This window comes from Rhodanobacter denitrificans, assembly GCF_000230695.2.
Taxonomy (GTDB): domain Bacteria; phylum Pseudomonadota; class Gammaproteobacteria; order Xanthomonadales; family Rhodanobacteraceae; genus Rhodanobacter; species Rhodanobacter denitrificans.
Genome location: NC_020541.1, coordinates 515,869 through 525,780, shown reverse-complemented (window position 1 = coordinate 525,780; position 9,912 = coordinate 515,869). Strand labels below are relative to the sequence as shown.

Below are 9,912 nucleotides of genomic sequence, written 5' to 3'. Positions count from 1 at the left end.
TTCAGGCGTCGTTCTCGCCGGAGGCGCGCACCTGCGGCTCGCCGTCCACGTCGGTCTCCACGTCGAGCGTGATCGGCCGGCAGCACACCTGGCAGTCCTCGATGTAGCGCTGGCGGGGAATCGAGGCGTCGATCAGTACTTCGATCGGCTCGCCGCAGTACGGGCAGTCGATGGCGTGTGGCGTGAGCATGGTGCGTCCCGGCAGACGGGGGAGCCCAAGTACACCACGACGCCGTAGCGGCGGCGCTGCGACGCTCACCCCTTGCGCAACGACCATGCCTGCGGCAGGCCGATCCAGAACAGCGCGTCGCGGGCGCAGCGCGGCGCCAGCTTCAGCAGTTCGTTGTCCTTGCTGACCAGCCAGCGCGCACCCGAGGCCTGCGCCAGCTCCAGGAACTTCTGGTCGTCCGGATCGGCACAGTGCGGCAACGGCGGCGCGGCCGGTGCCATGGCCAGGTCATCGGGCAGGCAGCGCACCAGCGCATCGAACGCGGCCTCGATCGCCGGCCGGGTGGCGCCGGTAACCGGCAGCTGCGGGTAGTGCAGCACGCGCCGCCATTCGTCGCGACAGTCGGCGCGCGTCACCGCCTCGATCGTGCCCTGCTGCATCGCCACGTGCAGCGCCGCGGAGTGCGCGTCGCGGAACAGGAAGAGGTCCAGGCACACGTTGGTGTCCAGCACGATGCGCGGCACGGGCGGTTCGGCAAGGGTCATTGCGCCATGATGAGGCAAGCGGGCCGCACGGTGCACTGCACGCTTTCCGAGCGGAACCGACCATCGGGGTCGAGGGCGGGCGCGCCACCCCGCACGCCCGCAACGATCGCACCGGAGCGATTGCATCACGCGACCGGTCGGCGCTGACCTGACCGCCGACCGACGGGACCAGCCGACGGCCGGCGTCGACCGGCAGAAGCCGCCCATTCCAGCCAACCGCGATGGTCAGCTTTCTGGACGTCCGTTTGCCGGTGCCCTGATCAGTGGCGCATGTCCGTCGGCGGGTTCGAGTCGCCAGCCTCCGCTGCCTGATGCTGCGTACGGCCACCCGCAGGCGCTGACATCACGCCTTCGATCCACGGGACGTAGCCTGAGATGCGAACGGCGTACCCGATCTCGCCGTAAAGACCTTCCACGAACGGGCGGCCCGGTGCCCATTTTCTCCAGAATGGATGGTCCGGCGGATATCTGCTCCAGGAGGCCAGGCCGACGAGTTGCCTTGAATGGCCATCCCCGATGAGCAGGGGACCGCCACTGTCACCGCTTCCCGTGATGCCTTCAAGCGGCAGGGCGGACGGCGGCGCATCGAATCGATACCAGACGTAACGCGCGTCGGCACCGGCAATCACGTTGAAGGCGTGGCGCAAGACGCTGCGATGCGAGCCGTGGGGATCCTGGCCTCCGGCGCCATTGCCCGTGACGCCCTTGCCCACGAGCTGCACGGTCATCCCCACTTCTTTTTTCCCGCGATAGAGGGGAACGGGAGTCACCTCCGTCACCGGCGATGCAAGTTCGATCAGCGCGATGTCGTTGGACGATGCGAGAAAGGCAGACACCCTGGACAAGTCGCCGGAGGCCAATGCCTCCGTGACCAGCCGGTTGGGCAGTTTCCTGTAGCCGGGATACGTGACGACACGTTTGATCCTGCGCGCCACGCCGCCGACAGATACCTCGTTCTCCATGCCCTGCATCGGCATGGGCGCGGCGTGAGCCGCGGTCACGACCCACCGCGGCGCGATCAGGACGCCATGTCCCTCGCCGGGCATGTCGACCAGCGCGGGGAATGCCGAAGCCGGAACCCGATATCTGGCATCATCAAGGTCTGCCCGGATGACAACGGCTCCGGCAGCGGTCGATACGGCCAGGAAACAAAAGGCAAGACCCCACTTCATCGATTCATCCTTGTCGTTTTCCAGGGTCACGGAGCATGGCGACCTGCGCTGTCATGCGGTGGACGGATACGGGTCACCTCGGCTGCAGCCAGGGGATCCTAGCTGATCGGGACCGACGGGTTCGATGGATCCACCTCGCCGGCTGCGCGAGACACGCTGTCCACTCGATACAATGCAGGCTTTCCGGGCGGAACCGACGACCATGGCCGAGCGCGAGTTCGACGATTACCTTTGCCGCTCCGGCGCCACGCTGGAAGGCTCGCGCTATGCGGCCTGGCTGGCGGTCACCCCGCGCCGCCACGGCTACCCGGTGTACTACGCGATCTGCGAGAACCGCAGCTTCCGCGACAAGGGCCTCGCCGAAGCCGCCGCCGCCAGGGCGCTGGCCGACATGACCGGCCTGGAAGCGGACGGCACGCCGATCTTCCCCGAGGGCTACACCGGCTTCGACGACTAGGCGAGCGGCGGGCGATGCCTGCCTTACGCCGCGGCACCGGCCAATGCGCGCAGCCGTTCCAGCGCCGCCGGGATCGCCGCCGGCGCGTCCACCGTGAGCATGCGCGGCTCGTCGGCGGCCAGGCCGTTCTCCAGCTCGTGCGCCCAGGTCACGTGGTACGGCAGGTGCACGCCCCAGCCGCCCAGGCGCAGCACCGGCTCGATGTCCGAGCGCAGCGAGTTGCCGACCATGGCGAACTGCGCCGGCTGCAGGTCGAACTCGCCCAGCACGCGGCGGTAGGTGGCGGCGTCCTTCTCCGAGACGATCTCGATGCGGCGGAACAGGTCGGCCAGGCCGGACTCGGCCACCTTCTTTTCCTGGTGGAACAGGTCGCCCTTGGTGATCAGCACCACGTCGTAGCTTCGCGCCACCGCCTCGACCGCCTCGCGGATGCCGGGCAGCAGTTCCACCGGATGCTGCAGCACGGTCTTGCCCAGCTCGACCAGCGCGTGGATGTCGGCGGCGCTGATGCGGCCGCCCGAGACCGCGATCGCGGTTTCCACCATCGACAGCGCCATGCCCTTGGCGCCGTAGCCGAACAGCTTGAGGTTGCGCTGCTCGGTGGCCAGCATGCTGTCGTGCACGTGCCGGTCGCCGAGGTCCACGTAGCGCGCCATGATCGCGGCGAACGCGTCGCCGGCCTGGCGGTAATAGCCTTCGCTGTGCCACAGCGTGTCGTCGCCGTCGAAACCGATCAATTGCAGCATGGTCGTGCCGTTCCCTTTCTGTTCCGCGGCTCAGCCGAAGTCGCTGCCCAGGCGCAGGTTGATGTGCAGCGCCGTGGCCAGTTCGCGCATCGGCTCGTTGTCGCGGCTCAGGGTGATCCAGCCGGCGCAGGCACCGTCGGCGGTTTCCCACGACCACATCGTGTAGCCGGATTCGGCCAGACGGTCGTAGGCGAGGCCGAGCAGGCTGCCCGCGTCGGTGTCGTCGAAGAAGTCGTCGTCGTCCGGGTCGCCGTTCCAGTCGATCGACAGGTTCCAGCGCGCGCTCAGCTCGTCCAGCGCCTGCACCAGCGCGCGCAGGTCGTGCTCGTCGACCATGAAGCCGGAGCGCCAGTCGATCACCCGGCCGATCAGCTCGACCGGCTCCGCGTCTGCGGCCTCCGCCGCGGCCTCGCGGTAGTCCGCGAACTGCTGCAGCGCGGTTTCCTCGTCGCCGGGATTGATCAGCAGCAGCAACTGCCAGACCTTCGCCTCGACCGAGTCGTCCTCCTCGTCGAAGTCCGGGCCGGTATCGAAATCGTCGTCGTCGCGCATGCTCACGCGCCCACCCGCCGCCTGACCGCATCCATGTCGCGCACCGGGCGGATCTCGATCGCGCCGGTGCGCGACCACGGGAAGGCCTGCGCAATGCGCACCGCCTCGTCCATGTCGGCGGCCTCGATCAGGTTGAAGCCGCCCAGGTATTCCTTGGTTTCGGCAAACGGGCCGTCGACCACGCTGGTGCGGCCCTCGCGCACGCGCACGGTGCGCGCGGTCGAGGGCGCCTCCAGCTGCTGCGAATCATGCAGCCGTCCGTTCGCGCGCAGGGCATCGGCCTTGGTGAAACAGCCGTGCATCAGGGTGTCGAACTCGCCTTCCGGCAGCGCGTCCAGCAGGGCGTCGTCGCAGTAGATCATCACGAGATATTTCATGGCGTCCTCGGCGGGGGAAGCGGGGCGAAGGAGCGATAATGCCGCAATGAGCACCGCGCCCGATAGCTTGCACGTCCTGTCCTGCCATCCGATCGCCTTCGTGCGCTCGCCGTACGCGCAGCGCATCGACGCGCCGCACCAGCCCACCGTGGTCGCCGGCACCGAGACGCTGGCGGCGGCCGAGGCGGTGGTCGAGTTCGTGGCGGGCTTTCCCGCGGCGGCGTTCCGCGACCTGGCCGGCTTCGAGCGGATCTGGCTGCTGTTCGCCTTCCACCGCAGCGAGGGCTGGAAGGCCGAGGTGCGCCCGCCGCGCGGCGGCGGCAAGCGCAGCGTGCTGGCCACGCGCTCGCCGCACCGGCCGAACGCGATCGGACTGTCGGCGGTGGAGCTGGTGGCGGTGGAGGAAGGCGCGCTGCGCGTGCGCGGGGTGGACCTGCTGGACGGCACGCCGATCCTCGACATCAAGCCGTACGTGCCCTACGCGGACGCGTTCCCCGCCGCGCGCGCCGGCTGGATCGACGCGATCGACGCGGCGCAGGGCCGGCATTCCGCGCCGGGGCCGCGCAAGCCGCGCACGCGGCCGCGCGGCGAGGACGTCAGCGGCTCATGAGCAGCTGCCGCAGCAGGTGCTGCCGCCGCTGACGTGGATCTGCCGCGGCTCGGACACGCGCACGGCCTCGTAGCCTGCCTCGTGCAGGGCGGTGACGACCTGGCCGGAGGTCAGCTGTGCCGACACGTCGATCTGCCCGGCGACGGCATCGCCCGTGACTTTCGCGGTGGCGTCATGGGCACGCAGGATGGCGGCGATGGCGCCGGTGTCACCGGCAAAATCCTTCACTTGGAACAGCATCGGTACGATCTCCAGGGTTGAGGGCGGCACATCCGCCGGGCGCGATGGTGACCGGCGCCCCGCCCGGGCGCCCTGACCGGGATCAGGGCAATCCCGAACGGTGAGACCTACGCTCGGCACACTGCCCGGGCCGGCGCGGACCGCTCCGCGACCGGCGCCCGATGCACTGGCAGTGGATCGGTCCCAAGCTTGGCCGCGTCCGGCACTCCCGCCGACGCGGCTTTTTTTTGCCTCAGGGCTGCGCCGGCACGGGAGCCGTGGCGGCCGCCGGCAGCCACGGCGACACCCGCGGGCGCGCCAGCGCGGCGAGCAGCGGCGGGTCGCGCCGGTACACGTCCGGACGAAAGCCGACGCGGCCGTCCTCGCGCAGGTCCACCGTCCAGTACGCCAGCAGCAGCGGCACCGGCTTGGGCAGCATCACGGTCTGCGTCTGCAGCGTGTCGATCGCGCGGTCGATCCCCGCGCGGTTCCAGTGCAGCGGATCGTCCAGCAGCAGCTCGGCCAGTTCGCGCGGGCGTTCCACCCGGATGCAGCCGGAACTGTAGGTGCGCCGCTCGCTGGCGAACAGTTCCTGGTGCGGGGTGTCGTGCATGTACACCGCGTAGTCGTTGGGGAAGCGGATCACCAGCCGCCCCAGCGAATTGCCCGGGCCGGCGTCCTGGCGCAGCACGATGCCGCGCGGGTTGGCCCAGTCCACGCTGGCGGGCGCCAGCTCGCGGCCCTGGCCGTCCAGCACGCGGATGCGGTTGGCGGCGAGGTAGCCCCGGTTCTTGCGCAGCTTGGGCAGGATGTCGTTCTTCAGGATGGTCGGCGGTACCGTCCAGGTCGGGTTGAGCGTGAGGTAGGTGATCGCCGACTTGAACACCGGCGTGCTGCGGTACGGCTTGCCCACCTGCACGCGCGAGCGCCACACCGGCTTGCCGTCCCTGTAGTAGGCGACCTGGTAGCCGGCGATGTCGACCACCACGAAATCACCCTGCAGCTGGTGCAGCAGCCAGCGCGCACGCTCCAGATTCGCGCGCAGCTGCTCGATGCGCGCGGCGACCGGCACGTTCAGCGCGGCCAGGGTGGCCTTGCCCAGGTGGCCGTCCGCGGCCAGGTACTGTTCGCGCTGGAACTGTTTCAGCGCGGCCTCCAGCGCCGGGTCGTAGCGGTCGTCCGCGGCGTCGCCCAGCGCATGGCCGGCCAGTTGCAGGCGCCGGCGCAGCGCCGGCACGCGCGCATCGCGGCTGCCCGGCTTCAGCGTGGGGCCGTCGGCGATCGCGGGCCAGCCGCCCTGCGCCGCCACCTCGCGCAGCTTCGCCAGCGCGGTGCGCAGCTGGGCGTAGTACGGGTGCTGCGGCCGCGCCCGCGCGAACAGCGCGCCGATGGTGCCCTGTGCCAGCGCCTCGCGCACCGCCTGCAGGCCCCGCGCCTGGTCGAGCTGGCGCGGGTCGAAGTTCCAGTGCGTGTCCAGCGTGGCCGGATCGACCTTGCCGCGATACAGGTGCAGCAGCGCGGCGAAGCAGGCATCGGTGGCCAGCAGGTCGAACTGTGCGCGCTGCTGCGCCGTGGCCTGCGGGTCGATGAGCACGGCGCGCCGACGCTGCAGTTCGGTCAGCGCATAGTCTTCCGGGCCGAGGCCGTCGCCGGCCATGTCGCGCAGCGCGGCCAGCAACTGGTCGAGATTGCCCGCTTGCGTCCATGCCGGCGCGAACCGGTTCTGTTCGTAGAACGCTGCCACCGCGTTGCCGGGCGCCTGGGCCGCGGCGGCATCGGCATGCGCAGCGCGCCACTGCTCGATGCGTTCGCGGATCTGCTCGGCCACCGGTCCCGGCGGCGGCTCGGGCGCAGGCTGTTGCGCGTGCAATGCCGTTCCCAGCAGCAAGCCCAGCATGGCGACGCCCCGAACGACACGGAAAAATCTGGATGGCACGGCACGGCCCTGCGCAAGGAAGACCGGCCTGTCATAGCACAGCCGCCTGCGCGCGCAAGCGGCCGCCGCCCGACGGGTTCTTAACGGGGGGCTGCTAGCATCGACGACCGCATGCCCGACCCGTCCCCCACCCAGCCGTTCCGATGAGCCGACTCCTGCGCCCCGTCGCCATCCTGATGTTGCTTTGCGCCGGCTGTTTCGCCGCGGTGCACGCCGCCACGCCGTCGCTGCAGGACGCGCTCAGCCAGCTCGCGCCGCAGGCGAACCCCAAGGTGATCGGGCTGGCGCTGGCCGCCACCGAATGTGCCGCCGCGCAGGGCCAGCCGCCGTCCGACCGGCTGGCGGTGATCGACTATTCGAAGCCTTCGACCGAACCGCGGCTGTGGGTGTTCGACCTGACCCGGCGCAAGCTGCTGTACCACGAGCTGGTGGCGCACGGGCGCAACACCGGCGAGAACCTGGCCACGAAATTCTCGAACACGCCGGAGAGTCTGCAATCGAGCCTGGGCCTGTTCCGCACGCTGGGCACCTACGCCGGCCGCAACGGCTACTCGCTGCGCATGGAAGGCCTCGAGCCGGGCACCAACGACCACGCGCTGGAGCGCGCGCTGGTGATCCACGGCGCGGCCTACGTCAACCCGGCACTCGCCCGCCAGCAGGGCCGCATCGGCCGCAGCTACGGCTGCCCGGCGGTGCGCAACGCGATCGCGCGGCCGCTGATCGACGCGCTCAAGGGCGGCCAGTACGTGTTCTCCTACTATCCCGATGCGCGCTGGCTGGGCGGCTCGCCCTACCTCAAGTGCAGCGTCGGGCGCGCCATGACCGCCAGCCTCGCCGCTCCCTGAATCCGCGCCGGCGGCAGGCACGCCGGCCGGCGCGTCGCCTTCAGCGCGTCGCCCCCAGCAGCCCCACGTGATAGCCGGCTGCACGCAGCCTGGCGGTGGCCTTCGCGTTCAGCACCAGCAGCACGACCAGGCTGACCAGCGGCACGAACATCAGCACGATCAGGATCACCCGCACCGGCATCGAATAGCCCAGCCCCGCGCACAGGCGGAACGTGCCGACCAGCCCCGCGAGCACCGCGCCCAGCACCACCAGCACGCCGACCGGGCCAAGGAAAGTCTGCACCGCGGCACCGGCGAAATAGCCGAGGATCGAAAAGATGATCAGCTTCTGCGCACCGGCCACCTGCTCGATGTCGGCATCGCTCGCCGGCGGCGCGGCGATGTCGGCTTTCGGCGCCTCGTACGGATTGTAGGTATTCATTCCCTTTCCCCTGTGGATGGACGACGCAAGGCGGTTGCCCGCCGCTGTTGGCACGAGGGCACGAGGGCACGAGGGCACGGGCGACGCGTGCACGGCCGCGGCCCGACGGTCGGGCCGGCGGACGGCCGGTGCCGCGATGCGTATCCCCTGGTCCCCTGCAACGGCGATTATGCCCGAGACCGATGTGTCGACGGCGCAGCTTACCGATCGCCCGGGCGCTCGCGCAGCAGCGCCTGCAGCTTCAGGTACACGCCGTTGCTCCAGCCGAAGCCGATCACGTTGGCGGTGTAGCCGGCGCTGATCTTCACCTCGGCGTTGCCGCTGGCCATGTTGTATTTCTCGCGGATGGTGCCGTCGGCGGCGAGGCTGCGCTCGATGGTGGCGGTGAACTCGCGCGCGATGCGGCGGGCGTCGTCGTGGAAGCCATAGGCGTCCAACCCGGCCACCGCCAGCCAGTTGGTCGGCGCCCAGCCGAACGGCGCGTCCCACTGCGCGCCGCTGGCGTGGTCGCTGGTCTGCAGGCCGCCCTTGCGCTCGAACAGGGCGAGCTTGCCGCGCAGCGACGCGGCCTGCGCCGGCGACGCCGCGCCGGCCCACAGCGGGTAGTAGGTGGAAACGAAGTGGTAGTCGGACGGCTTGCCGCGCACGAAGTCGTAGTCCATGTACATGCCCTGGTCGGCGCGCCACAGGTAGGTGTCGATCGCCGCGCGTCGCGCCGCGGCGACCTCGGCCCAGCGTGCAGCATCCGCCGTATGCCCCAGCTGCGCGGCGAAGTCATGTAGGTCGCGCTCGTAGCGGTATAGCAGGCTGTTCAGATCGACCGGCGCGTAGTGGTGGGTGGAGCCGCCGAACGGGCCCATGCGGAAGGTGGTGTCGAAACCCGACTCGCGCATCGCGCGGTCGCCGAGGTAGTAGTCCGCGCTCAGCCGGTAGCCCTGCGACCAGGCGCCGGCGCAGACCTTCGAAGCCTCGACGTCGCAGCTGGCGGTCTTGAGCCGCGCGGCTTCCGCCGCGTCCGGATGCTCGGCGGCCTTGACCAGATAACCGGGATCCTGCGACGGGTGCGCGAGCAGCCAGTCGATCACGCCGCGCAGGTAGCGGCTGTCGCGCATCTCCAGCACCGGCGCGGCGCCGCCGTAGTCGTAGTAGCGCGCCAGGCCGGTGGTGCCGGCGCGGTGCTCCTTGCGCGTCCAGGTGGCGTGGTCGCGCACGGCGAGCGGATACGCGCGTTCCAGCCAAGCATGCGCTGCGGCCTTGCTCCCGAAGCTGTCCGGGTCGTCCAGCACGGCGCGGACCATCGAACTCAGCAACGGCGGCTGCGAACGGCTGAGGTAATAGCTTCGGTTCGCGTTGAGCACCGCCCCGTAGTACTGCACCTCGAACAGCGCGTTCTCGACCATGTCGCGCGCCAGCGCCTCGCGGTGGTCGGCGACCAGGCCGAGCACGATGAAATAGCTGTCCCAGCCGTACATCTCGTTGAAGAAGCCGCCCGGCACCACGTACGGATGCGGCAGGTAGAGCAGGCCCTGCCGCGCCAGCGCGCTCGGCGCGATGTCGCCGAGCTGGCCGATCGCCCGCGGCAGCACCTGCACGTCGACCTTGCAGCGCCGCTTCACCGCGGCCAGCTCCGGCGGTGGTGGCAGGTTCGCCGGCAGGTACAGCACCGGCGGCGCGCCCAGCTTGGGATCGCCCAGCGCCGAGCAGTCGTCCATCGAGCGTGTCAGCGTGGCCCACGCGCGGTGGATGTAGGCCTGCGTCTGCTGCGCATCGGGCGCCTGCCTTGCCGGCAGCGCGGCGGCGAAGGCGCACGCCACCAGCAGCAGGATGATTCGGAACCGTGGTTTCATCGGCATGATCCTGCGC

The 9,912-nt window shown here is 70.2% G+C and carries 13 protein-coding genes; 3 read left to right on the top strand and 10 right to left on the bottom strand.

All coding sequences use genetic code 11. The features are described 5' to 3' along the window. Position 1: 1 nt before the first annotated feature. The 3 genes from R2APBS1_RS02260 to R2APBS1_RS02250 all read right to left on the bottom strand — a co-directional run bounded on the left by R2APBS1_RS02260 (position 2) and on the right by R2APBS1_RS02250 (position 1,886). Positions 2-190 (bottom strand): CPXCG motif-containing cysteine-rich protein, encoded by a 189-nt coding sequence (locus R2APBS1_RS02260; protein WP_007511652.1) that lies wholly within the window; start codon positions 188-190, stop codon positions 2-4. Between the two features lie 65 nt (positions 191-255). Then, positions 256-714 carry a putative toxin-antitoxin system toxin component, PIN family gene (locus R2APBS1_RS02255; RefSeq protein ID WP_015446704.1) on the bottom strand — a complete coding sequence of 153 codons (459 nt, stop codon included), beginning with the start codon at positions 712-714 and terminating at the stop codon, positions 256-258. Between the two features lie 260 nt (positions 715-974). Next, positions 975-1,886 (bottom strand): S1 family peptidase, encoded by a 912-nt coding sequence (locus R2APBS1_RS02250; protein WP_015446703.1) that lies wholly within the window; start codon positions 1,884-1,886, stop codon positions 975-977. Between the two features lie 202 nt (positions 1,887-2,088). On the opposite strand from R2APBS1_RS02250, the gene R2APBS1_RS02245 reads away from it, so the two are divergent. Beyond that, positions 2,089-2,343 (top strand): hypothetical protein, encoded by a 255-nt coding sequence (locus tag R2APBS1_RS02245; protein ID WP_007511657.1) that lies wholly within the window; start codon positions 2,089-2,091, stop codon positions 2,341-2,343. A gap of 23 nt (positions 2,344-2,366) precedes the next feature. Here R2APBS1_RS02245 and R2APBS1_RS02240 read toward each other — a convergent pair whose 3' ends face one another. Genes R2APBS1_RS02240 through R2APBS1_RS02230 form a run of 3 tightly spaced genes read right to left on the bottom strand, consistent with a single transcriptional unit; the run spans position 2,367 to position 4,018 of the window. After that, positions 2,367-3,089 (bottom strand): HAD family hydrolase, encoded by a 723-nt coding sequence (locus tag R2APBS1_RS02240; protein ID WP_007511659.1) that lies wholly within the window; start codon positions 3,087-3,089, stop codon positions 2,367-2,369. A gap of 30 nt (positions 3,090-3,119) precedes the next feature. Then, on the bottom strand, positions 3,120-3,641 hold the full coding sequence (locus R2APBS1_RS02235; protein ID WP_015446702.1) for a DUF6630 family protein: 522 nt from the start codon (positions 3,639-3,641) through the stop codon (positions 3,120-3,122). 2 nt (positions 3,642-3,643) lie between these two features. Then, positions 3,644-4,018, bottom strand: a complete 375-nt coding sequence (locus R2APBS1_RS02230) for a YciI family protein (RefSeq protein ID WP_007511662.1) — start codon at positions 4,016-4,018, stop codon at positions 3,644-3,646. Between the two features lie 46 nt (positions 4,019-4,064). Here R2APBS1_RS02230 and tsaA point away from each other — a divergent pair, with 46 nt between their 5' ends. Beyond that, positions 4,065-4,628, top strand: coding sequence for a tRNA (N6-threonylcarbamoyladenosine(37)-N6)-methyltransferase TrmO (tsaA, locus tag R2APBS1_RS02225; RefSeq protein WP_015446701.1), 564 nt, complete (start codon positions 4,065-4,067; stop codon positions 4,626-4,628). Here the strand turns inward: tsaA and R2APBS1_RS02220 are convergent. Beyond that, positions 4,623-4,868 carry a hypothetical protein gene (locus R2APBS1_RS02220; protein ID WP_015446700.1) on the bottom strand — a complete coding sequence of 82 codons (246 nt, stop codon included), beginning with the start codon at positions 4,866-4,868 and terminating at the stop codon, positions 4,623-4,625. The genes tsaA and R2APBS1_RS02220 overlap by 6 nt on opposite strands. 232 nt (positions 4,869-5,100) lie before the next feature. After that, positions 5,101-6,744 (bottom strand): L,D-transpeptidase family protein, encoded by a 1,644-nt coding sequence (locus R2APBS1_RS02215; protein WP_015446699.1) that lies wholly within the window; start codon positions 6,742-6,744, stop codon positions 5,101-5,103. A gap of 182 nt (positions 6,745-6,926) precedes the next feature. Between R2APBS1_RS02215 and R2APBS1_RS02210 the strand changes: the two genes are divergently transcribed. Further along, a complete protein-coding gene (locus R2APBS1_RS02210) occupies positions 6,927-7,628 on the top strand; it encodes a murein L,D-transpeptidase catalytic domain family protein (RefSeq protein ID WP_015446698.1) in 702 nt (233 codons plus the stop codon). 40 nt (positions 7,629-7,668) lie between these two features. Here R2APBS1_RS02210 and R2APBS1_RS02205 read toward each other — a convergent pair whose 3' ends face one another. Beyond that, on the bottom strand, positions 7,669-8,049 hold the full coding sequence (locus R2APBS1_RS02205; protein ID WP_015446697.1) for a hypothetical protein: 381 nt from the start codon (positions 8,047-8,049) through the stop codon (positions 7,669-7,671). Positions 8,050-8,249: 200 nt separating this feature from the next. Continuing rightward, positions 8,250-9,896, bottom strand: coding sequence for a trehalase family glycosidase (locus tag R2APBS1_RS02200; protein WP_015446696.1), 1,647 nt, complete (start codon positions 9,894-9,896; stop codon positions 8,250-8,252). Between the last annotated feature and the right edge of the window lie 16 nt (positions 9,897-9,912).